20 protein-coding genes are annotated in these 23,641 nt (G+C 44.2%); 9 read left to right on the forward strand and 11 right to left on the reverse strand.

The annotated features are described in order from the left end of the window. Positions 1-600, forward strand: coding sequence for a MiaE family protein (locus B5X68_RS00765; RefSeq protein WP_082212773.1), 600 nt, complete (start codon positions 1-3; stop codon positions 598-600). Positions 601-620: 20 nt separating this feature from the next. Further along, a complete protein-coding gene (locus B5X68_RS00770; RefSeq protein ID WP_082212774.1) occupies positions 621-3,527 on the forward strand; it encodes a PD-(D/E)XK nuclease family protein in 2,907 nt (968 codons plus the stop codon). Positions 3,528-3,836: 309 nt separating this feature from the next. Here the strand turns inward: B5X68_RS00770 and B5X68_RS00775 are convergent, their stop codons facing one another. The 5 genes from B5X68_RS00775 to B5X68_RS00795 form a co-directional block, all read right to left on the reverse strand. Further along, the gene (locus B5X68_RS00775; protein ID WP_082212775.1) at positions 3,837-4,313 is read right to left on the reverse strand and encodes a hypothetical protein; all 477 of its coding nucleotides are present in this window, start codon (positions 4,311-4,313) and stop codon (positions 3,837-3,839) included. A 143-nt stretch (positions 4,314-4,456) separates the two neighbouring features. Then, positions 4,457-5,410 (reverse strand): threonine ammonia-lyase, encoded by a 954-nt coding sequence (locus tag B5X68_RS00780; protein WP_082212776.1) that lies wholly within the window; start codon positions 5,408-5,410, stop codon positions 4,457-4,459. A gap of 76 nt (positions 5,411-5,486) precedes the next feature. Next, the gene (locus B5X68_RS00785; RefSeq protein WP_082212777.1) at positions 5,487-6,374 is read right to left on the reverse strand and encodes an OmpA family protein; all 888 of its coding nucleotides are present in this window, start codon (positions 6,372-6,374) and stop codon (positions 5,487-5,489) included. A gap of 188 nt (positions 6,375-6,562) precedes the next feature. After that, entirely contained in the window at positions 6,563-7,315 is a 753-nt protein-coding gene (locus B5X68_RS00790; protein WP_082212778.1) for a GLPGLI family protein, read from the reverse strand. A gap of 17 nt (positions 7,316-7,332) precedes the next feature. Beyond that, entirely contained in the window at positions 7,333-10,137 is a 2,805-nt protein-coding gene (locus B5X68_RS00795) for an outer membrane beta-barrel protein (RefSeq protein WP_310588562.1), read from the reverse strand. Between the two features lie 275 nt (positions 10,138-10,412). Between B5X68_RS00795 and B5X68_RS00800 the strand changes: the two genes are divergently transcribed. Continuing rightward, positions 10,413-10,925, forward strand: a complete 513-nt coding sequence (locus B5X68_RS00800; protein ID WP_082212780.1) for a metallophosphoesterase family protein — start codon at positions 10,413-10,415, stop codon at positions 10,923-10,925. On the opposite strand, the gene B5X68_RS00805 is transcribed toward B5X68_RS00800, so the two are convergent. Genes B5X68_RS00805 through B5X68_RS00815 form a run of 3 tightly spaced genes read right to left on the reverse strand, consistent with a single transcriptional unit; the run spans position 10,922 to position 12,958 of the window. Further along, entirely contained in the window at positions 10,922-12,145 is a 1,224-nt protein-coding gene (locus B5X68_RS00805; protein ID WP_082212781.1) for a M20/M25/M40 family metallo-hydrolase, read from the reverse strand. The genes B5X68_RS00800 and B5X68_RS00805 overlap by 4 nt on opposite strands. 30 nt (positions 12,146-12,175) lie before the next feature. Then, the gene (locus B5X68_RS00810) at positions 12,176-12,487 is read right to left on the reverse strand and encodes a MerR family transcriptional regulator (protein WP_082212782.1); all 312 of its coding nucleotides are present in this window, start codon (positions 12,485-12,487) and stop codon (positions 12,176-12,178) included. 42 nt (positions 12,488-12,529) lie between these two features. Next, positions 12,530-12,958, reverse strand: coding sequence for an SRPBCC family protein (locus B5X68_RS00815; protein ID WP_082213924.1), 429 nt, complete (start codon positions 12,956-12,958; stop codon positions 12,530-12,532). A 178-nt stretch (positions 12,959-13,136) separates the two neighbouring features. Between B5X68_RS00815 and B5X68_RS00820 the strand changes: the two genes are divergently transcribed. After that, on the forward strand, positions 13,137-14,264 hold the full coding sequence (locus B5X68_RS00820) for an acyltransferase family protein (RefSeq protein ID WP_082212783.1): 1,128 nt from the start codon (positions 13,137-13,139) through the stop codon (positions 14,262-14,264). Between the two features lie 4 nt (positions 14,265-14,268). Here the strand turns inward: B5X68_RS00820 and B5X68_RS00825 are convergent, their stop codons facing one another. From B5X68_RS00825 to B5X68_RS00835, 3 genes are all read right to left on the reverse strand, one after another. After that, positions 14,269-15,429 (reverse strand): carboxylesterase family protein, encoded by a 1,161-nt coding sequence (locus tag B5X68_RS00825; protein WP_082212784.1) that lies wholly within the window; start codon positions 15,427-15,429, stop codon positions 14,269-14,271. A gap of 83 nt (positions 15,430-15,512) precedes the next feature. Continuing rightward, on the reverse strand, positions 15,513-15,725 hold the full coding sequence (locus tag B5X68_RS00830) for a hypothetical protein (protein ID WP_082212785.1): 213 nt from the start codon (positions 15,723-15,725) through the stop codon (positions 15,513-15,515). A gap of 336 nt (positions 15,726-16,061) precedes the next feature. Next, positions 16,062-16,529: a response regulator gene (locus B5X68_RS00835; RefSeq protein ID WP_026630021.1), complete on the reverse strand. Its 468-nt coding sequence runs from the start codon at positions 16,527-16,529 to the stop codon at positions 16,062-16,064. 386 nt (positions 16,530-16,915) lie between these two features. Between B5X68_RS00835 and B5X68_RS00840 the strand changes: the two genes are divergently transcribed. Genes B5X68_RS00840 through B5X68_RS00860 form a run of 5 tightly spaced genes read left to right on the forward strand, consistent with a single transcriptional unit; the run spans position 16,916 to position 23,540 of the window. Further along, positions 16,916-19,192: an Rv1355c family protein gene (locus B5X68_RS00840; protein ID WP_082212786.1), complete on the forward strand. Its 2,277-nt coding sequence runs from the start codon at positions 16,916-16,918 to the stop codon at positions 19,190-19,192. Next, complete coding sequence (locus B5X68_RS00845; RefSeq protein WP_082212787.1) at positions 19,192-19,884, forward strand: hypothetical protein; 693 nt, start codon at positions 19,192-19,194, stop codon at positions 19,882-19,884. Before B5X68_RS00840 ends, B5X68_RS00845 begins: the two co-directional genes overlap by 1 nt. A 4-nt stretch (positions 19,885-19,888) precedes the next feature. Beyond that, positions 19,889-22,060, forward strand: a complete 2,172-nt coding sequence (locus tag B5X68_RS00850; RefSeq protein WP_082212788.1) for a sensor histidine kinase — start codon at positions 19,889-19,891, stop codon at positions 22,058-22,060. Further along, positions 22,053-23,144 carry a hybrid sensor histidine kinase/response regulator gene (locus B5X68_RS00855; RefSeq protein WP_082212789.1) on the forward strand — a complete coding sequence of 364 codons (1,092 nt, stop codon included), beginning with the start codon at positions 22,053-22,055 and terminating at the stop codon, positions 23,142-23,144. The genes B5X68_RS00850 and B5X68_RS00855 overlap by 8 nt, the downstream gene beginning before the upstream one ends. A gap of 6 nt (positions 23,145-23,150) precedes the next feature. Continuing rightward, positions 23,151-23,540: a response regulator gene (locus B5X68_RS00860; protein WP_082212790.1), complete on the forward strand. Its 390-nt coding sequence runs from the start codon at positions 23,151-23,153 to the stop codon at positions 23,538-23,540. Positions 23,541-23,641: the final 101 nt, after the last annotated feature.

The raw sequence follows: 23,641 nt of genomic DNA on the forward strand, positions 1-23,641 counted from the left end.
ATGGCTGTATCGCTCACCACACTGGGACTTGAACTGCCAACCGATCCGCGTTGGACTGACATCGTGGCTATGCAGCTGGATGAAATTTTAATTGATCACGCGTATTGTGAGCAAAAAGCAGCTTCCACCTGCATTTCCATGATCGTGCATTATCCGGAGAAAACAGAACTGGTAGAAACGCTAACGCCGATCGTGGCGGAGGAATGGGGCCATTTTCAGCGTGTTTTGAAGGAGTTGAAAAAACGAAACATTCCGTTGGGACGGCAACGCAAAGATGAGTATGTAGGCCAACTCATGAAACTGGTGCGTAATAAGGGTGACTATGAAGGCGCTTTACTGGACCGTCTGCTCATCAGCGGACTAATCGAAGCACGGAGCTGTGAACGCTTCAAGTTGCTATCCGAATCCCTCGAAGACGAATCGCTTCAAAAATTTTACCGGGAACTAATGATCTCGGAAGCAGGTCATTACCGCACGTTTATTGAACTCGCAGAAAAATACACACCGGTTGAAGAAGTGAGGTTGCGGTGGAAAGAATTGCTCCACCAGGAAGCCGAAATCATGCGGTCGCTGACACCCAGAGGCGACAGGATACATTAACTTTTTACGAATATATTCCTATGCAATCCTTTCTTAATCTCGTTGCAAAACACATTCTCGGCAACCATGCAACATTGGAAAGGGTAAATATCATTGTGCCCACACGGAGGGCTGCTTTTTTCCTGATGCAGGAACTGGCAAAGGAAACAACAGAGGCCATTATGAGCCCGAATGTGGTGGCTGTGGATGATTTCGTAGAAAGCATGTCCACATTGGAAATCGAAGATCCGGTGCATTTGCTGTTTGACCTCTATGAAACATTCAAGGAGATTGACCCCGACGTGCAGTTTGACCGTTTCATGGGCTGGGCTTCGGTGCTGCTCAATGACCTCGACCGAATCGATCAATATCTTGTAAAAACCTCCTATCTGTTTGAATATCTGACAGAAGCGCACGCCATAACGCGCTGGCAGGAAAGCATGCCGGCTGGCAAAACGCTTCAAACCGAGGGCGGAACAAAGCAATATTTCTCGCTTTTTGAAAATATCAATAAAGTTTACATTTCATTTCGCAACCGCTTACTCGGCAAGGGCAAGGCTTACCGGGGCATGGCTTACCGTGAAGTTGCAGAAGATGTTGAAGGACTTTTGCTGGGGAAAGGCGATTTCGAAAAACTATATTTTGCAGGATTCAATGCTTTTACAGAATCCGAAAAAGTGATCGTTAGCGCCTTGATCAAAGCCCACAAAGCGGAGGTGCTTTGGGACACGGACCGCTATTATATGTCTGAAAATGTGGGCGTGGAAGCTGGAAAGAGCCTGCGGGAATATCAAAAAAGCAAAGCATTTGGCACATGGAGCTGGACGACGGATCATTTAATGTCGTCGGAAAAACAGATTTCAATTTACGGCGTGCCCAACGCGACATTGCAGACAAAAGTGGCTGGGCAGCTTTATCAGCAAATGCGGGAGCTGGACGCGCAGGGTGAGGCCATCCCTACCGCCATCGTGCTTGCGGATGAAAATTTACTGTCGCCCATGTTGTATTCGCTGGACGAAAGCGTCCGGGACCTGAATGTCACTATGGGACTTTCCATGCGGAATTCGCTGCTTTACACTTTGATAGACAGCATTTTCGAATTGCAGCAGAATGTGGTTGAATTTAAAAACAAAAAAGGTCAATTAGTCCGCATTCCCAAATTCGGGTACAAATCTATAAATAAAGTCCTTAACCACCCGTTTATACGACATTACGAGCATGTTGCGTTACGCCCGCTCAATGATGGACAAACGATCATTCAGAAAACGCTTTGGGCTATAACGAGCGGCAACCAGGTGTTTCTGAGCCCGGTAGACCTGATGGCGCTTAGCGACAATCATCCGTTGTTCAAAATCCTTTTTACACATTGGCAAAAAAACAACTCGCGACAGGTTATTCAGACATTTTACCAGCTTATTGAGTTGCTCAGGGAAGTGTACAAAGATTACAAGAATGCGCTGGAAACGGAATATCTCTATCTTTTTTACACGCTACTGAAACAGTTTGAACAGACGATCGAGGAAAAATCGGAGCTGATTACCTTGCGGACATTGCGGTCGTTTATGTTTGAACTGATCCGGCAAACGAAAATCCCGTTCAGCGGTGAGCCGGTGAGTAATCTGCAAATTATGGGAATGCTCGAAACCCGGGCGCTTGATTTTGAGCGGATTATCATTCTTTCGGTGAATGAAGGAATGATCCCACAGTCCAAACGCCAGAACTCGCTCATTCCGTATGACGCGGCACAGGCAGTTGGACTGCCCACGCATCAGCACCAGGAAGCGGTTATGTCCTACCATTTTTATAGGTTGCTGCAACGCGCAAAAGAAGTGCATATGCTTTATACAAGCACAAATGATGCGCCCGGTGGCGGCGAAAAAAGTCGCTTTATCAGACAGGTGGAATATGAACTGGCGCAATACAATCCGCTTATCAAAATTCAGAACAGAACGGTTGTTTTAGAAAACCGCAAGCAGGACGAGCTGGAAGAAGTAGTATATAAGGATGAAGCAATGCTCGCTGTGATCAGACATTATCTGGCCGGTAAGGGCATTTTTCCAACGCATTTAAATGAGTTCATCCGCTGTTCCATGCAGTTTTATCTCAAACACATTGTGGGTGTGAAGGAGAAGGAAGAGGTGGAAGAAGAGCTGGGAATGGACGAGATCGGAACCTGGCTGCACGCGGCGCTGGAAAGATTGGATAAAGAATTTTTTCTCCAAAAGACAGACCCGTCCGAGGAACAGATCAAAACAGTTTTAAGGGAAGAATTTGATGATCAATTCAAGGGCTACGTGACGGATATGGGGTTGAACAGGATTTATTATCAGGTAGGTGAAAACCAGATCCTTGTTTTTCTGAAACACCAGATGTCGCAGCGGCCGAGAAGGGAAATCCTGGCGGCTGAACAACCATTAAGCACAAAAATCCAGCTGATCCTCCAAGGCGCTTACACGCCGGTGCGCATCGGCGGGAAAATCGACCGTATTGAACAAAGCGAAGACGGGACATTGTATGTGATGGATTACAAAACCGGAAGTGTGGAACTGACCGGAAAGCAAAAGCTTGCCGATCCCGTAAGGCGCGAAGAAGTTCTCCGCAGTGATCCCGACCGCAAAATGGGTTACGTCAGACAGCTTTGGATGTACGAATATCTGATGTACCGGAAGATGCTGGATGAGCAGGGCTTGAAAATCGGTGATAAAAATTACGCTTTCGGAGACTATGCTGTAAAGTCCGGTTTTTATTCATTTCGCGACCCCAAAAATCTGATTTCAAATCCGCTGGACCTGACCGAAGAGCTCGCTCCCGGGGAGTTTATCGAGAAGTCCGAAGTGATTTTAACCGACATTTTAAATGTGCTGCTGGACCCGGATGTTCCTTTCCGGAAAACGCCGGATCTCAGCAGTTGCCAATATTGTGATTTCGTTGGAATCTGCGGCAGATAGCGGCTTTTTATTAACAAAAAATAACATTTTCAGCTTGCAACCAAATGCCATTCAGAGCGATCTTTAGAGAAATAAAATTCAATTAAATATGGTCGTTCTTGCTAAATTAACCCTCTTTATTTTGTGGCTAGTGGCCTTTGCATTGACCTGCCTGGTGATGGGCACGGTATTTCCTTTGATCGTAATATATGAAAAGCTGAGGACGGTGATAGACGGGACTTCGGTTTGATAAAATCAAAGAGACGTGGCGATTGAAAACGAAAAAAGCGATTGGAGAACCAATCGCTTTTTTCATTTATTGAGGCCCTATTATTTCTTTTTGAATTCCAGATAACCTTCATAGGAGGACTTCCCGTTGGACGGATCAGCCAGCTTAATGTTTGTATTTAGCTGTGGCTCACCTGATGCGCCAGCGACTTTTGTCGCAAGCCCGGTTACCAAGTGGCGTAGCGGCTTTCCAGTACTCTGTATAACATCCACAGTCTCATTTATTGTAAATGAGTCTTTGGTGGATTTAACATCAACCAGATTGTACTCCTGTACTACATCGACCTCTGCTCCGGCTATTTCGACATGAATGTTCCTTGTGTAAACAATTTTCAATTGATTTTTTCCAGTAGCCGTGATCACCCAGTCATTCTGAACCGACGTTGGCCCGTCCACAACAAGCGTTCCGTAGCTTCCCACATATTCCGGTGCGTAGTCTACTTCCGGTTCCGGATCATCATTTTTATCTTTGCAGGAACCCATCAAAACAACCAGGCAGCAAAAAATCAGCTTTTTCATACATTAACATTAAGAGTAAATAACATCTAAATTCAATAAGCCGGAGTGCGGCAATTTTCTACTAATAACGGCAATGCAGTGTTAACCGCATATTCAGCCGCAACTAAATTACATTTTATTACAAAAGTCGATCCCGAAAGGGCCTAAAACGGCAATTTCCCGAGGTCCACATTCCCTCCGGTAAGTATTATGCCTACCTTCCTGCCCTTGAAATGATCCTTATTCTTGATGAAGGCGGCCAAAGAAACAGCCCCGGAAGGCTCCACAACCAGCTTCATCCGCTCCCACAAATAACGCATCGACTGAATGATCTCCTCGTCTGAAACAGTTAAAACGTCTGTAATATGCTGCTTGATGATCGGGAATGTCTTATCGCCGAGATACGTCAGCAAACCATCCGCGATTGTCTTGACATACGGCGCTTTTTCGATCCTGTCACTTCTGAATGAAAGCACTGCGTCGGCCGCGCCTTCCGGCTCGCCTGCGTAAACTTTCGTGTCCGGCGAAAAATAATGTGCAGATAAGGCAGTGCCGCTCAACAGCCCGCCTCCGCCGACCGGCGCAAAAATCATGTCCAGCTTTTCCTGGCAATCTTCGATGAGTTCCTTTGCCGCCGTTGCCTGCCCGGCTATCACCGCATAATTGTTGAATGGATGGATAAAAGCAGCGCCGGTCTTTTTTATAATTTCCTGAACTGTATGCTCACGTTCCTCGGGTGTGTTTTTACAAAAAGTAATTTCTCCTCCGTAACCTTCCACCGCTTTGATCTTAACCAACGGCGAATTATCGGGCATGACAATGTACGCCTTCGCTCCTACTTTGGCAGCCGAAAACGCGATGGCCTGCGCATGGTTTCCGCTTGAATGTGTGGTAACGCCGTTTTTCAGCTGCTCTTCCGTGAGTGTAAGGATTGCATTAAGCCCTCCCCTTGCCTTAAATGCACCAATTTTTTGCAGGTTCTCACATTTGAAAAATATTTCCGCTTCACACAGGTCATTCAAAAAACTGGAAGTAAGAACCGGCGTGTGGTGAATGTATGGCGCGATCAGCTTATGCGCTTTCTCGATGGTTTCGCGATTTGGTACAGTGTCAGACATTGGATTTGTGTTTTGATTTTCTCAAAAAAAGAGCCCGTCGTACCGGACGGGCTCTGGAAATAATGCAATCAAACTGTTACTTGCCAGCGTTTGGCGTGTACAGGTTAAAGAATTGATCCAATTTCGGCGTAATGATAATTTCAGTACGACGGTTCAAGCTGCGGTTAGGCGCTGAATCATTTGCCACTTTGGGTAAATATTCGCCACGACCACCAGCAATCATACGAACAGGCTCAACACCATATTTCTTTTGAAGCGTACGTGCAACCGATGTAGCACGCAAAACGCTAAGATCCCAGTTGTCAGATACTTTATCCGTAGCGATAGGCACATTATCCGTGTGTCCTTCGATCAGGATTTCGATTTCTTTGTAGTCGTTCAAGATCTTGGCAACTTTGCTCAACACCGATTCAGCCTGTGTATTAATTACCGAGCTTCCGGATTTAAACAACATTTTGTCAGAAAGTGAAACGTAAACTACACCTTTCTTCACCTCGATCTGAACATCTTCGTCGCTAACATCAGCTAATGAACGTTTCAGGTTCAATACCAACGCCATGTTCAAAGAATCTTTTTTCTGAATGCTGGAATTCAGATCACGGATCTGAGTGCCCTGCGCATCCATCATAGCAAGCGATTTTTTGATACTTTCAGATCCTTCCTTGCTGATAACAGAAAGGTCAGACATACGGTCCAGCAGGTTGTTATTGTTCTTTTTCAAGAATTCAACTTGTTCTTCCAGCTCTTTCAATTTTGCATTTTTGCTGGTAAGCTCGTCATTTTTCGCCTTCAAATCATTATTAAGTCCGGCAGTTCTGCTATCGCAATCATTCAGATCAGCGCGCGCCTTATCTAGTTGGATCTGGATTTCACTGGCTTGTTTTTGTGCAGTAAGCAACTTTTTCTTGCTCGCACAAGAGCCAAGAATAAAGAGCATAGCAACGGCCAAAAGCGTTTTTTTCATAATAAAGGGTGGTTAATTAAAGCTATTGAGTTAAGTATAAAAAAATTGGTACGTGAACGGTTTCTAAAAATATCGAGCCAAACCACTGTGGGTCACGGCCGCTTTCAAGTCGCAAAGGTACAAAAAAAGGAAAGATTGTCCGGAACAATCTTTCCTTTTTCAGGTTTTAGAATAATTCTAATGAAAAACTAATAAGGTATTGACCAGAAAGGATTTCGGTGAGCTTTAATGCTGTCCCGGATATGCGTGCTCATTAATTCCTGGTATTTTGCATGATTAATTTTCCTGCCCTTCAACTTTTTTGGAATGGCAAGCTCTTCCTCGGTTACCGGCCGGAATTTCACTTCTTTTGCAGTCGTCACAATGTCGCCGTCATTCACATCCAGTTCAAGGATCATTCCCGGCAAACCTCCGAATAATTGCGGCCCTCCCGACACCGGAATATTGTCTGCAAACCAGGCTGTTATTTTTTGACCTTTCACGGTGTCTTCCGTAACTGCCATCATACACATGTAACCTGCCACTTCCTTAATCTTGTTCATCACTTTCCAATTAAATGTTTGCAATGAATCCTCAATAAGGTAGGTTTTTCCTAACATGGCGATCAAATCCGTCATTTTACCATTTTCATAATCGCGATAACTTTTAAATTCTTCCTTGGTCCAGGAATAACCACCCTCTGACAGTGTTTCCACTTTGGGATAGCTATAATAACTTTGCTTATCATTAAAAATCAGCAGCATTTCCTGCTTTGATTCGTCATCATTGCCCCAGGTGAGTTTCATCCTGTCCTTCTCTTCCTGGCTCATATAACTTAGCCGTGAATACACCCGCGTCCAGTGGAAAACCCTCTCGTACGTGATTTCCCCCTCCGTCTTTTGCGCATCGGCGTAAAACACGACAGTAACAAGCAACAATATTGATATTAAAACGGCTTTCATAGGTTTTGTTTCAGTGTTTAATAGTTGTTACTGCGACGTACAGAAGCAGTTACACCCCGCATGTTATACGTAAAGCTCAGCATAAAATATCTGGATAAGGTCGCCACGCGTCTCTCTGTGTAATAATTTTGGTTCACGTTTTGCGTAATGCCCAGGTTTTTCTTGAACACGTCATTGGCAGTAAGGCGGATTTCCCCTTTTTTACTTTTTAGGACAATTTTGTAGACAGAAAGATTCAGGATCGGCAGTTTCTGATCAAAGCCGAACTGATCGTTTTTATAGATCCTGTAATTGAACTTTGCATTAAAGTAAATGTCTTTCGGCCCCTTCGCATTCACATCCGCTCCATAAGTTGCATTGAAGATCTTCTGGTTTTGATTCGTATTAATTGAATATTCCGAATTGCTGAAACCCCAGTTGGCATTACCATAAAAAGTAAAAGCATCGCTTGGCGTCAGGTCAAGGCGGGTCCCGAAATTGTAGCTGTTTGTATTGGTCTCATTTTCAACATCATTAATGTAAGTGATGTTGTTGTTATAATTAATGCTCGCATTAAGGTTCATTGTCGCTTTGGTTTTCTTCAACGGAAAGCCAAATCCACCATAACTCCCGTAACTGTATCCGCCGGAAACATTGATCGGCCTCGTAGTCGTGATCAGGTTCTCGACATTCACAGTCCGGTTGTAGACGATCTGATTTACATTATAATTATATGAAAGGCCAATGTAAAGGTTGATAAAATTCGCAGGATTGAACATGTTATAGCCTGCATACACGCTGTGTGTGGATGACGGGATCAGATCCGGATTTCCCTCCGTGATGAAAAGCGGGTTACTGTTATCCACAATAGGCTGCAAGTCGGTGATCGATGGTTCGCGGACATTCAGACCATATTCTGCGTACAGATAGCGGTTATTTTTCAGATCGTAGTTCACAGAAACGTTTGGTACGAGTGTGAAATAGCTTTTGGTCACCCGCATAAAGTCAGAAGCGGCTTTATCCGCGGCGAACTTTCCTCTCAGTTCAAACTGGACACCAGCGAGCCCGGCCGACAGATTGAGTCCTTTGTTTGAGTAACGCACGCTGGTTCCTACGCGGTTGTAAGTAAAATCATTGGAATAAAACCGCGTCAGCAGCGGATTAACCTCCCGTCCCGCATCTGAGACATCAAACACATCACGGTCCACTTTGTCCTTGCGCATGCTGTAATTGTAGAATGTCTCCCAGAAAAATTTCTTAGCAAAAGGCTCGATGTATGATAAACTGCCTTTCAAATTGCCCCTGGTGCTTTCCGTTTCATTGAGCTGGTTAATGATGCTGTTTCTCGCAGAATCCTGGAAAAAGACATTGTTTGAGCTTAGGTCCTTATTCTCATCCGCATTATTGATGTTGTACCCGATACTTGCTGCGAAATTCCTGCCCTTTTTCTTAAACTTATGCCGGTAAAGGAGCAGATTAGCCATTGCGAATGAACTGTATTCGCTGAAATTCTTCACAGTCGACTGGTTGGTGACCACGCCTTCGTTACGGAAGGACCGCTGATAACTGTCGAAATGATCATCACCTGCATTGATCCTTGAATTGCTGATCAGGATGATTGTATTAAGCGAGTCAATATTTTTTTCAAAACGGAAGCTTGGGCGATGGTTTCCTGTAAATCCGATTGTTTTGGAGTTGGCTAACGAGCTGTACGAATCGTTTGTCAGGAAATTTTCTGTGCTTGAACGCACGTCCATGATCGCCTTGGTCTGGTTGTAAAAGTAGCTCGTGCTCAGCTTCGTTTTCTTGTTATCATAATTATAATTGGCCCCGCCTGCGAAATTTTTGGTAAAGCCTTCTGATCCCCCTCCACCCCAGTTGGGCTGAATAGTAATGTCATCGCCTCCATAATAACGACCGCTGTTGAAACCAAAATCACCGTCATCACCCCAGTTGAACGACTGGCTTCCTTTGAAGTCCTGGTAATCGTTCCGGGCAATACCCGACTGGTTCGTATTATTTCCAAATCCCAGCAGGGCAAATTGCTGCTTATCATCGAACCGGTTGTAGCTCACTTTCCCTTCCAGTCGCTTATCCGTTCCTACTCCCGCAATCGCCTTTCCGAAACCGCCTTTCTTATGGCTGTCTTTCAATTCCAGATTGACCGTCTTTTCACGTTTTCCATCATCCACACCGGTCACTTTGGACTGCTCCGTTTTGCCATTGAAAACCTGAACTTTATTAATAGCCTCTGCGGGAAGATTTTTCGTTGCCATCTTCGGATCATCGCCAAAGAACCGCTTACCGTCTACCGTTACACGTTTGACCTCTTCTCCCTGGGCTTTAATGTTTCCGTCTGCATCAACCTGCATACCCGGCAATTTCCGGAGCAGGTCTTCCACCGTTGATCCTGGCGGAACTTTGAATGCACGGGCGTCAAACTCCACTGTGTCGCCCCGTATGCTTAGCGGCGCCCTCGCGGTTTTAATAACGACCTCGTAAAGCTCCTTTTGAAGCACTTTCATTTTCATTCTGCCTAAATCGGTCACATCGCCATCTTTTGGATTAACCGTTTCCTGATAAGGAACAAAGCCTACATAGGAAACTTTGAAAATGTATTGTGCACGTTTCAGGTTTTTTAATTCAAATACACCTTCTTTGTTCGTTCTTCCAAAGTTGACCAGCGATGAATCTTTGGGTAGCAGCAGCATTACCGTGGCTTCGGGTAACACCGCGCCCGAGGTATCCGTGACCACGCCTTTAAGCGTGAAGCGTCCTCCGGTTTGTGCGTGCACAACCATTAGTTGAAGACATAAGTAGAACAGAAGTAGGATTTTTTTCAAGGCTGGTTTTGGTGGTTATGTGAGTAGTAGATGTAACTGATAAATTACAATACGCAATAATATACAAACTGCTGCAACTTTACAACTAACTAATTAGTTTGACGGCTGTTTTATAAGATGTTAATAAAAAATTAACTTAAATTAAGATTCAATGCCCCAATATATAAAAACGTTATATATAAGTTACTTAAATCTCAAAGAAAAATAAATTAATTTATTTTGCGGTTACAAAATGCGGATGCTATCCGCCATGACACCAAATATTTTTTGAACAAATGAAAACAATTGGCCTTATATCAGACACGCACGGTTATCTGGATGAGCGAATGTTCGACCATTTTGCAAACTGCGATGAGATATGGCATGCGGGGGATATCGGATCAGTCAAAATTATTGATCAGCTCGAAGCATTCAAACCCTGCCGGATTGTCTTCGGGAATATCGACAATAATGATATCCGGGCCAGGACGGTGGAAAATCTGCATTTTGAACTGGAAGGGTTCCGGGTGTGGATCACGCACATTGGCGGCGCGCCACCACGCTACAACCCGCTGGTGATGCCGGAACTGAAATCCCGGACACCGGACATTTTTGTGTGCGGGCATTCACACATTCTGCGCGTGATCCGCGACAAATCGTTAAATAATATGCTCTACATTAACCCCGGCGCGGCTGGTCGCGAAGGCTTTCACAAATTCCGGACATTGCTGCGTTTCAATCTGCACGAAGGGCTTATCAGCCAGATGGAGGCGATTGAACTGGGAAAACGCGGGGCGATCGTTGATTAAAAAGTTACAGACACCTTTTTGGTTTCGGAACCACGCAGGAATTCTGCTTCTACTTTCTCGCCCTTCTCATGCTTTGCGAGCACTTCCATATAATCATAAATGGATGTGATTTCTTTTCCGGCCAGTTTGGTAATGATATCACCGGCTTGTATTCCCGCTTTTTCGGCCGGGCGCGCTTTTGAAACGCCGTCTATTTTGAGACCTTTTCCGGAATAGCTGTAATCGGGCATTACGCCTAATGTGACTTTGAAATCTGTAGTTCTGTTGCCTGTGTGCGGGTTTGCGGCCGTCACAAATTGCGGATCAGTGGTTTCTTTATCAATATTTTCGAGCAGGCCGGTTATAATGGTGAGGATTTTAGCCTCGCCGTCAAAATTAATGCGTTCAATGTCATCGCTCACTTTATGATAATCTCCATGTCCGCCCGTAAAGAATTGGACAACAGGAATATTTTTCAAATAGAATGATGTGTGGTCTGATGCTCCTACGCCCGAGGAATCAACGGTATATTTCAGGTTCTGCGCTTTGGCAAGTTCAGGAATCAATTTCCCCCAAACCGGGCTTGTCCCCCAGCCCGAAACGATAATGCCTTTTTCATCGCTCAGCCGGCCAATCATGTCCATGTTGATCATGCAGGAAATGGACGCAAGTGGAATGGTTGGATTATCAGTGAAATGTTTGGATCCCAGCAGGCCAAGTTCCTCACCCGAAAAGGCTAAGAAAAGATAATTATGCTTTTCAGTAATATTGTTTTTGGCAAAATATCCGGCCAGTTCCAGCAGCCCCGTTGTTCCCGAAGCATTATCGTCCGCACCATTATGGATTTTATTACGACTATCCGGTGAAAGTGAGCTTCCCTGAAAACCTTTCCCCAAATGATCATAATGCGCGCCGATCACGATCGTCTTTTTAGCACCATTGTCCAAAAAACCAGCCACATTTCTTCCTGTTACCTGGTGGAGATTGCCTTCAATTGAGTATTTAACCTGAAACGGCTGGAAAAAGCCAGCGTCAATTCCGGCAGGTTTCAAGCCCAGTTCACCAAAGATCGTAGCAATGTAATTAGCCGACCTGATCTCTCCCAGACTTCCCGTTCCACGTCCTTCCATTTCATCGGAAGCAAGAAATTCAATGTGTTTACGGATGGACGCCGCTTGAAATTTTTGTGCATAGGACGACAAAGAAGTGCAGGCAAAGACGAACCAAAGGATATATTTCATGGAAAAACTCAGGGTTAGGCAAGTAATAATTTATAATGTCTCCTGCAATTCGACCAGGAATTTACGGACGCGCATCAGGCGCTGGATCAGCAGCTGCGATTCTTCTTTTCTACGCATTTGCTCGCGCGCTCCCTTGATTGTACGCCCCTGCTTGTCACGCTGGTGCATGATTTTTCGAATGATCTCGATATCCCGTTCTGTATATCTCCGCCTGTTACGCGCATCCCGTTTGGGATTCAACTGCGGAAATTTTTTCTCCCAAAAACGCAGGGCAGATGGTTCGCAGCCAACTATTTCGGCTACTTCGTTGGTGTCGTAATATAGTTTGGTGTTCGCTGGCATAACTTTCGGCGGTGATCAATACAAATATACTCACGGCCACAATTAAAGTCTGTTTTCCGCCAGATTTTTGATTTTTTCCAAAGCAGTTTTTGCAAACTCGATGGAGGAATCAAAATAAGCCTGTCCATCCTCCAAAACGCCAAAATCACCTATTTCCAGTTGCAGCAAAACGCCTTCTGCTTCTTCCGAAAGCCTGTAAGTGTATGCAATGTCATATGCAGCGGGTGGCTGCTCCCATTTGTCCACATATAACGAAAGCCGCAGAAGCGCATTCGGTTCGCTTTCTGTAACGGTCAGCTTGGTTATGCCCGTCCATTCAATAACCCTGCCGGGTTCCAGATAGTAATCGTCAAATCCCGACGGCAGGTCATCCCATTGCCGGATGTATTTCGGGGCCACCAACACTTCCCAGACTTTACTTAACGGGGCTTCTATATGTATCTGATCTTTTACTATCAACGTCTGATCCATTGTTACGAATTTTACTTTTTGCAATATACGTTTACCTTCGGTAACTAAAACTGTGCCGCATTGCCCTGTAACCGGCAGTAAACCGAAAATCACATGCAGCTCACGACAAATTACAACATGAAGCAAACTTTAACTTACTTTACGCCCGGATCCCAAACCGCAAATTTTATTTAACAGAATGAATCAGGAGACAAAGCCGGTAAGCAATCCTTTTGAGTCCAAGATAAACAGTATACAGGTTCTTAGAGCTGCTGCGGCACTTACTGTCACAATTTATCACCTCAAAGACGTTATCGGAAAGAACGAGCCTTTCAAGCAGGAACTCGATTATTTTTTCAATTCAGGCCCATCGGGGGTGGCCTTGTTTTTTGTGATCAGCGGGTTTATTATGGTGTACATTACCAAACATTCCACATTCTCGCTGCTATCGGTTTACAAGTTTATGGCACGCAGGTTTATCAGGATCTGGCCTACATATGCAATCATTACGCTGATTTATTTCCTGTTTCAAAGCAGGATCGGCCTGCAACCAGGTGCAGTTAAAAGTGTGATTCTGAGCCTGCTATTCATCCCAGTAACCCACACCGATCCTCCTTTTTACGGGTATGCCTTCCTGCCTGTTGGCTGGACGCTTAATTATGAGATATACTTCTATGGGCTGGTTGCGATCTCCATGTTTTTTTCCAGGTTCCGGTGGTACGCGTTCTTCGTGATCATTATCATTACCCTGATAATCCTTCCTCTCACGCTGGGCTACTTTACCCTGGAAACGCAGCGCACCGCCGATTATGGCAATGGTTATCTCAACATGATCACGAACCCAATCATCTGGAACTTCGTATACGGCGTCATCATCGGGTTGATTTATACCAACGAGAAACTCTTCCCTATTTTCGCATCTGTTTTTGCAAAAGTCTGGCTCGTATTCATGTTTGTCACGCTAGCGCTATGGCAATATTGGTCGGGATTTTTTGGTGGATTAGGGCCCTCGCAGTGGGGCTTGGGTTCTAGCTTGTTGTTCACCGCATTTATTTTTTACAATGCACGACGTCCGATTAATTTCCCGGACTGGCTTGTGAAAATCGGCGATATGTCATTTTCGGTTTACCTCGCCCACTTGCCGATTGTGGTAATTTTAGGGCATTTTTTCAAAAGGCTGGGTTACCCGGTTTATAGCACGGGGACGTCGATGTTCTTCTTATCGCTGTTCATGACAATGGTCGTTTCTTATCTTTCCTACCAATTTCTCGAACTAAAATTATCGAGTTATCTGAAACAATTGCTGCCTTTTATGAAAAAGCGCTAAGGCGCTATGGAAGTTTGAGATCTTCCAGCGTTTTGAAATTTTCAATAGTTGTTTGCCGAAAGTCGCCTGACCAGAAACGTTTCATAAACTGTGCGTATCGGTTTGCAACATGCTCTTCCGTGTAGGAAAGAATGTGTCCTTTTTCAGGCTGATAATTGAGCTCGTATGGCATTTTTAATGTTTTCAGCCTGTCAGATGCCGGTTTGGCGCCCTGCATCCAGAAATAATTTCCGCACGAAAACAAATTTCCCTGGGTGTAAGGCAGCACCGTATCGCCTGTTCTTTGAAAAAATACCGTTGGCTTTGCATTGGACTTTTTCACATAGCCCGTTCTGAAAATGGAGTAGCCTAAGTACGATAGTAAAGCCCGGACGCGGAATTCGGTTCCTGTCTTAACAGGATCCAAAGGCCCGAGTGTTTTCACAATTCCTGGCTGTAATGCTTCAAAATCAGCTTCATCCATGTAAACAAGCGCTGAAATAATGATCGCGCCGGCACTGCTTCCCGCAAGCATCATTTGACCCGGATCAATACCAAATTCATTAGACTTATCGGCAAAATAATGTAATGCCGTATATGTGTCCTGAACGCCTCGATAAATAGCCATGATGACCTCCGCGTTGTTCCCGCCGCAAGTGTTAGCTTCCGTGCCGCCGTTGAAACCAAGCCTGTAATTGATAGCCGCAGTGGCGTAACCTTTTCTCGCCATCCATTTCGCTTTACCCATTTCATTGGCCAGGTCGCCAAAAATGAATGCGCCTTCGTGCACCATCAGAATGAAAGGCCGAAATTCCAGCGTATCATTTTGTTTCGCAAGAAATGAATAATTGAGGTTGACCGTACGGCCAATGTAGTCCCGGGCTTGCTTATATGTGCCAGTCCGGATGCCGAGCTGTGCTTCACTGTAAATGTTGGCGGTGCCAAAACCTTTGGACAACGCAAGGAACTGGTTGCTGTTCCTGGGCCTTAATGTATCAATGATAATGGTGTCGGGATCCGAATGTCCCGTTGTGTCATTCCCAGTGGAATCAATGGGTTCCTCTCCGTTACCCGGTTCCTCAATAGGCTTTTTTGGAGGTGGAGGAGGGATTGTGCCCTCCCCGCACGATGTGAACAGTCCTGCCAGAATAAAAAAAACAACTTGTAAACAGACTGCTCGCCACATTATCTCAACAAATATTAAACTTGATTTACCCGGTCGGGGTCGCCTAGACAGATCGCCTAGAAGGGGTTGCTCCGGCCGGATCGTTAGTTGTTAATGTTCTTTACCAGTTCGCCGGCAGTATTATCTGTCGCCAGCTCGCTCTGATGGTAAAAATACCCTTCTGTTTTGTTATTCCCGGCAATTTCATCCTGTTTTTTTTCCAGACCGAAGTTTCTTTCCATTTGTCTGAAAAATTTGTTGAAGAAAACGTACAACACAACGCCTGAAACTGCTCCTACTGCCAATATCTTTTTCATGATTGAATCGGTTTGATGAATTTTTGGTCACTTATGATTCATTACACAGGCAAAAAGGATACCAATGCAGTGTCAAGTAGCAAATGTAGCACAGTTTTACGGCTGGTATGATTTTAACATATCAGTCTGTAAACACTCACTAAACACATAAGGACATGGACGCAATCATTTTTTTAAAGGCAATCGGCAACTTACTTTTTGCTGCAATACTTTTCCTTGCAATCTTCATAACGGCGGGCTTCTCCATTGTGCTCAACTTATTGAAAGAGTTTAGCTTAGCACAATTGAACAAAAGGACGTTCAGTTTCAAAAGAAAATGAATGTATCCGGGGTTTTCTAGGAAAGCAGATTTTGCCTGAGCAGGAATTCGAGTTGACCGTTAACTTCGATCAGCTTTTCAATAAGCTCCTTATTTTTTTCACGTAAGTAGAAGATCTCGTGGGCATTTTTAATGATGATCCGCAACTGAGCTTCGTCCCAGGGCTTATTGAGATAGTAATAAATGTGCCCCTTATTCACGGCATCGATCACCGCCGAGACGTCTGTATAACCCGTTAACAAGATTCGCACGGGTTCGGCATAGTCCTTCAAAACCTCAATCAAAAAGTCAACTCCCGTCATTTCAGGCATGCGCTGATCGGTAATGATCACATGCACGACATTGTGTTTCAGCAATTCGAGGCCCTCACGGCCGGAAGTCGCGATTAATATATTAAAATCTCTTCTAAACGCTGCCTTAAACGAATTGAGATTGTTTATTTCATCATCCACATAAAGGACACTTATCTTTTCTTTGGTTTCCATTATTGCAAAAATCTTTCTCTCGGAGGTTTTGACTGTTTAGTTTGATCAATTATTCTAAACTAATTGATAATATTATAATATTAATTCTATATTAACATAAATTCGGCAAGCGCTTTTTACAATTTAAGTTTTTGTGTTTCGGTTAAATGACTCCGTGTCAATGAATTTTGGGCCATTTCAACCAAATATTTTGTACGCGAGTGAAGCAGTGGTAGTTTTACAAAAATAAATTAAGCAATTTGTGTAACTATTGATCGACATAAGACTACCTGGTATTTCATAAACCTATTCATTCACCAGGGAATTTATACGAAGATCAATACATTTTATCAAATATTAAATTTAAAGTGAGTTCTTCTGGGAACCGTCCTCCTAATAGTTAAAAAATGTATCCAGATTCAACAAACAATACGATATATAAGCCGGTTTTTATCTTTAAAGAGCAAAGTGCTGACAAGCAAAAGTTTAACTCAGTTATCTCCGACTATCAAAACAAAATCGTATTGGACCTGTTTCCTTCTCAAATGAAGGAACTGATTAAGATTAAGAGTCCTGCGATACGTTTGACGAATGCTGAGATTGACGAAAAATACAACGAGTGGGTCGCTGACAAAGATCCTGACTTGCTGGGTTCCTGGATCTATTACCCATGGTCCAACCGGTTACTTCACATTCTGAACGAGTCGGACTTCGTTACGTTGAGAACGAGCAGAAACCACTACAAAATTACTCCACAGGAACAAGCGGCATTGTCTAAACGCAAGATTGGCATAATCGGGCTATCGGTAGGACATGCAGTTGCTGTCAGCGTTGCCACTGAGCGCATTTGCGGAACATTGAAACTTGCTGATTTTGATACTATCGAACTCAGTAACCTGAACAGGATAAAGACAGGCCTGCACAATCTGGGGATCAACAAATGCATTGTCACCGCCCGGGAAATCGCTGAGATCGACCCTTATCTGGACATTCAATGTTATCCGGAAGGGATTACTGATGGCAACATTGCAGCATTTCTGACAGAGCACGGAAAGCTCGACATTCTGGTTGACGAATGTGACGATCTGGAAGTAAAAATCAGTGCTCGCCAGATGGCCCAAAAACTTCAAATTCCCGTTGTTATGGAAACGAGCGACCGCGGAATGTTGGATGTTGAAAGATTTGACCGGGAAGCAGACAGACCGATTTTGCACGGTATGCTGGCCGGTATCCCTCCTGAAAAATTGAAAAACATTGCCCCCGCCGATCGGTTTCCACTGGTAATGCGCATTATAGACGCTATGAACACATCTATGCGTGGCCGTGCCTCTCTGCTTGAGATCGGGCAGACGATCAGCACGTGGCCTCAGCTGGCGAGTGCGGTGACATTAGGAGGAGGCGTTGTAACCGACGTTTGCAGGCGCATTTTGCTCGATCAGTTTACAGATTCAGGTAGATATTATGTGGACCTGGAAACCATTATTGGTAATAAACCGGACGGAATTCCTGAAACCGTTTATAGTAATCCGAACGCTCCATTTGATCTTGGTGAATCCACAAAGATCATTGATACCTTACCAAAAATCCATACGAATGTCATTCCCGGGGACGATGAGATCAGACAGATCGTCACTGCGGGAACGCGTGCGCACTCGGCTGGGAATGATCAGCCCTGGAAATGGGTCTATCGAAATGGAAATCTGCATTTGTTTCATGATGCATTTCGTTCACATTCCTTCGCCAATGTCAATAATATGGCTGCGCATCTGGCGCTGGGCGCAGCATATGAAAACGCAGTACTAAAAGCCAATCAGCTTGGTTACCAGACTGATGCAAAATTATTTCCTGCACAATCTCTTCCTTATTTAGTTGCAAGCATACAATTCACAAAAGAAGGCCAGACGGAGAATGAGTTTACCGGACTGGCAGAGTTCATAGCTTCCAGGTCTACAAATCGCGGTTCAGGTGTGCCATATAACCTCACAGAACCGGAGGTAAATGCATTGCGGAGCGCCGCAGAAAGCATATCCGGGGCGAATGTTCAATTTATCACAGAAAAAAGCCATCTTGCCGATCTGGGTAAAATTGTTGCAGCCTGCGATCTGGTGATCATGCTGAATGAAGAAGCGCACCGCGACTTTTTTGATCGTGATATAAGATGGCCCGGAGAAGAAAATGCCGGAACAGGCGACGGAATCCCGATCCAGACACTGGTGTCGGCACCAGCGCAAATGGCTGCATTGTCCATCGTCAGGAACAAAAAAATTGCCGGAACGTTGAGAGCAATCGGAGGCGGTAATGCCTTGACAGAAGGCACCCGGGCCGGTGTCGCCAGCGCTTCCTGTGTTGCCGTTATCACATTGCCCGAGTCACCGGATCAACATTTCCTGGCTGGAATGGCTGCACAAAAGCTTTGGCTAACTGCCGAAAAACTAGGCCTGGCCGCCCAACCATTATTATCGCCGCTTTTTCTTTTTGAAAGGCTTGGTTCCGCGACGGGACTAAGTGAAGGCGAAAGAGACAAATTGCAAGGTTTACGATATGACTTTCAAAATATCATATATTCAAAAAATAACACAAGAGCGGTTTTCCTCTTAAAAATCATCAAACCCGAAATGTCCGCCATTCAATCACAACGCCTTCCATTGAATGAAACCTTGTTTATTGTAAACGACGCAATTTGATGGTAGCAAAAATTAAAGCATACAAGGCAACGGAGGATATCGAAACCTCCTACAGGTATATTGACGAACACCGAAAAGTATTGGAGGCTTATGGCGTAAAACAGGTAACTTCCGCAAGCCACGACTGGCTTAACGACGAAAACACCTACGTTATCATTGTAGAATCGGAGGACGGTGAAAAGATATATGGCGGAGGTAGAATCCAGGTTCGTAATGAAAAAATGAAAATGCCGATGGAAGGCGCTATTGCAAAGAAAGATGAGCGTATTTACGGATATGTTGATAATATGAAGGGAAAAAAACTGGCGGAATTCTGCGGGTTGTTCAACTCCAAAGAAGTTGCCGGTTTTGGCATTGGAAGCATCTTTCTAGGCAGGATTGGCGTCGCGATTACTTCGCAGATCGGTGTCGATCATTTGCTGGCATTGTGCTCCCCTCCTACCTTGCGGCAGTGCCTTAGGATCGGTTTTGAGATCATTCGCGACCTGGGAAACAACGGAACATTCTACTATCCCAAAGAGGGCCTTATCGCAACCGCCATCATCGTCAATGACCTGCATGATTTGCCGCATGCGCATGAGGAGGAAAGAGAACGGATCATGAATTTGAGGGAACACCCCGTTCAATATGCCGTGGAAAAAGGACCAAAGGGAGAAATTGCTTTACATTACAATCTGGATATGAAGATTTAAGTTTATGAATCTGTTGAAGCACATATTTGCAATTCTATTTCTATTCTCTGCGCAGCTTGTTTACGCTATTCCTGTGAACTTTTACCAGGGTTCACAAATCATTGGCCGGCACGTTGAAATATTTGAAGATGCTACCAATACGCGTAGTTTTGAACAAGTGCTAAAAGAGAAGAACTTCGTCCAAAGCACGGACGATACCCCTAATATGGGCCTCAGCCAGTCTACATTCTGGATCCGGTTTTCAATTGCAAATAAGTCGGCCAGCTCATTACTTTACCTCGAACTGGCTCATCCGCTGATTCATACGTGTGAACTTTTTGAAATTAGCGACGGAAAGATCAACACTGAAAAATATCTTGAAAACGCCGATTTTGGCGATCGGAATATCAAGCATCAAAACCTTATTTTTGACCTGGATATCAGGCCCGGACAGCAGAAAAACTATTATCTGAAGGTTAAGGGTTTCAATCAGGTAATTCTTCCGCTCATTATCCGCGACCAGGAAAACTTCTTCGAAGCTGCGCAAATCGGCGAAACCATCAACGGGATCTTTTCAGGGATCATTATCGTGATGGTGCTTTATAATATATTTATCTACTTTTCTACCCGCGATAAAAGTTACCTTTTTTATGTACTTTACGTCCTTTCCGTGGGACTGGCACAGACCGCATTGACCGGTTATGGATTTAAATACATATGGCCTTATGCGCCAAAGTTTAATTCTATTGCAACGATCTACTTCTCAGGTTTCGCAGGCATTTTCGCAATGCTCTTTGTCAAAAACTTTCTCCAGTTAAAAGAAAAATGGCCACCTGGCATCATTATTCTTAATGTTATTATCGCACTTTATTCATCCACCGGGCTGCTGAATCTCCTCGGTTTTGAACTTTTGAGCTTCCGGGCAGTGGATGTTTCAGGAGGAATCGGGGCTATCGGTCTTTTCATAATAGGTTTCAAGCTTTCCAAAGAGAATTACCGGCCCGCCAAGTTGTTTTTAACGGCCTGGACCATTTTCCTTTTTGGTCTTTTTCTCTTGGTTCTTCGTAATATCAACATTCTGCCGTATAATTTCCTTACAACTTATACCATGCAGTTTGGCTCAATTGCAGAAGTAGTATTACTTTCTATTGCACTAGCCGATAAGATTAATATATTTAAAAAGGAAAGAGAGGAATCGCAGGCCGAGGCGCTGAAAGTGTCGTTGGAAAATGAAAAAATCATTATGGAGCAAAACACATTTCTGGAAAAAAGCGTCAACGAGCGAACCGCTGAGTTGCAATACGCTAATACCGAACTCAATGTTACGCTCACCAAGCTAAAAGATACACAAACACAGCTCCTGGATTCCGAAAAAATGGCATCTCTTGGTCAGCTTACCGCCGGTATAGCCCATGAGATCAATAACCCGATCAACTTTGTAAGCTCCAACATCAGGCCGCTTCGCCGTGATATTGACGACGTGCTGGAAATACTTGACTCTTACGACAGCATTCAGGATGTAGATTCCCTTGACGGATTACAGACGAAGATCAGGGAAATTGAAAAACTGAAAGAAGAACTGGACCTTGATTATATTAAAACCGAGCTGGGAACGCTGTTAAAAGGCATGGAAGATGGCGCCAGCAGGACGGTCGAGATTGTAAAAGGCTTAAAAATATTTTCCCGTGTGGACGAGTCTGACCTTAATGTTGTCAACATTAATGATGGCATTGAGTCAACGTTGATTATTTTGAATTATCAAATGGGTAATTCGATAAATTTGGTGAAGGAATTAGGAAATATCCCTAGTATTGAATGTTTCGCCGGTAAGCTTAACCAGGTGTTTATGAACATTCTAAACAATTCTATTTACGCCCTGTTAAAACAAAAGAGCGAAAATAAGACGCCGACGATCTGGGTCAGGTCCTGGCTTAAAGACCCTGAAAATATTGCCATTTCCATTCGGGACAACGGACCGGGAATGCCGCCGGAGGTTCGGGCCAAGATCTTTGAGCCATTCTTCACTACCAAGCAGGTCGGTGACGGAACGGGCCTTGGCTTGTCGATTGTATTCAAAATTATCGAAGTGCATAGCGGAAATATTCAGGTCAATACGGAGGTCGGTCAGGGAACAGAATTTTTAATCACCCTGCCAGTAAAACAAAAAGCACGCCCTATCCAGGAATTCAATGAGTGAAAAACCGATAACCATCTTGTACATTGACGATGAGGAACATAACCTTCACTCGTTCAAGGCTTCTTTCCGGAAGCAGTACGACATTACAGTCGCCTCGTCAGTTGTAGAAGCGGAGGAAATACTTGAAAATAATGACTTCTGCATCATTCTCGCCGATCAGCGCATGCCGATCATGACAGGTGTGCAATTTTTTGAAAAAATCAGGACTAAATATCCCAAACCCATACGCATTCTCATTACCGGTCACACGGACATCGGTGCAGCGATCGACGCTATTAACAAGGGCGAGGTTTTCAGGTTTATCGACAAACCCTGGGACTACAATTACGTCGAAAACGCGATTTCACATGCTTACGATATTTACAAAACCCGTGAGGACCTGAAACAGCGTAATGTGGAATTACAGAAGGCAAATGAAGAACTTGACAAATTCGTTTACAGCGCTTCCCACGATTTGCGGGCACCATTAATGTCCGTGCTTGGCATCGTGAACCTGGCTTTGCTTGAAGACGATATCAAATCGCAAAACGAATATCTCGAACTGATCCGGCAATCGGTAAAAAAGCTGGATACATTCATTATCAATATCATCGATTATTATAAGAATGCGCGCGGCGTTCCGGTGGTGACCGATATCAGCTTCGAAGAGCTCGTTACGGAAGTGCAGGCAACGATTCAGTATCTGCCCGAATATGGCAATCTCAAAATGACAACGGACATTGACCAGGACGGCGTATTCCAGTCGGACGTGATGAAACTCAGGATCATTTTCAATAACCTGATCAATAATGCGATAAAATTCCAGGACAAAACAAAGCCAAATCAATTCGTACATTTAAAGATCAAATCTACGCCTAAGGCGGCCAAAATTATCGTTGAAGACAATGGTTATGGCATTAAAGAGTCGGATCAGGATAAAATATTCAAGATGTTTTACCGGGCCGGGGCAACAAACAGCGGTTCCGGCATAGGATTATATATTGTTCATGAGGCGATAGCCAAACTTGGAGGCGAAATCAGCGTTTCCTCGAAAGTAGGCGAAGGAAGTATTTTCGAGGTCAACATCCCTTCTATTCATAAATAACCAGACATGAAGCCACTTTTACACTTTTTTCTTATAGATGATAGTGCTTTTGATCTGTTCATATATGAGAAATTGCTGATTAAAAGCGGCATAACAAACTCGGTAAAGACCTTCAATTCCGCGCGCGACGCATTGAAACACCTTATAACGCAAGCTGATATCCTGCCCGAAAGCATTATCCTCCTGGATCTGCAAATGCCAGACATGAACGGCTTTGAATTCATCGATGAGTTCGATCATCTTCCTGTGATGTTGCAGGAAAAGATCCGCATCTTCATGCTATCTTCAACAATAGACACCCGAGATATTGACAAGGCAAAAGCAAGCCAGCATATCATCGACCTTCTTCCCAAACCTTTGGAAATTTCAACATTAAAGAAAAAGCTGGGAATTTGAGTTTCTGGTTCTTTATTCTGCTTCCTTACTCTTCCCGTTAACCGCAAATTTCAGATTTCAATTTAATTCTATGCCGTATCGAATTAATTCTCTCTGGCACA

It is taken from the genome of Dyadobacter psychrophilus (assembly GCF_900167945.1).
Classification (GTDB): domain Bacteria; phylum Bacteroidota; class Bacteroidia; order Cytophagales; family Spirosomataceae; genus Dyadobacter; species Dyadobacter psychrophilus.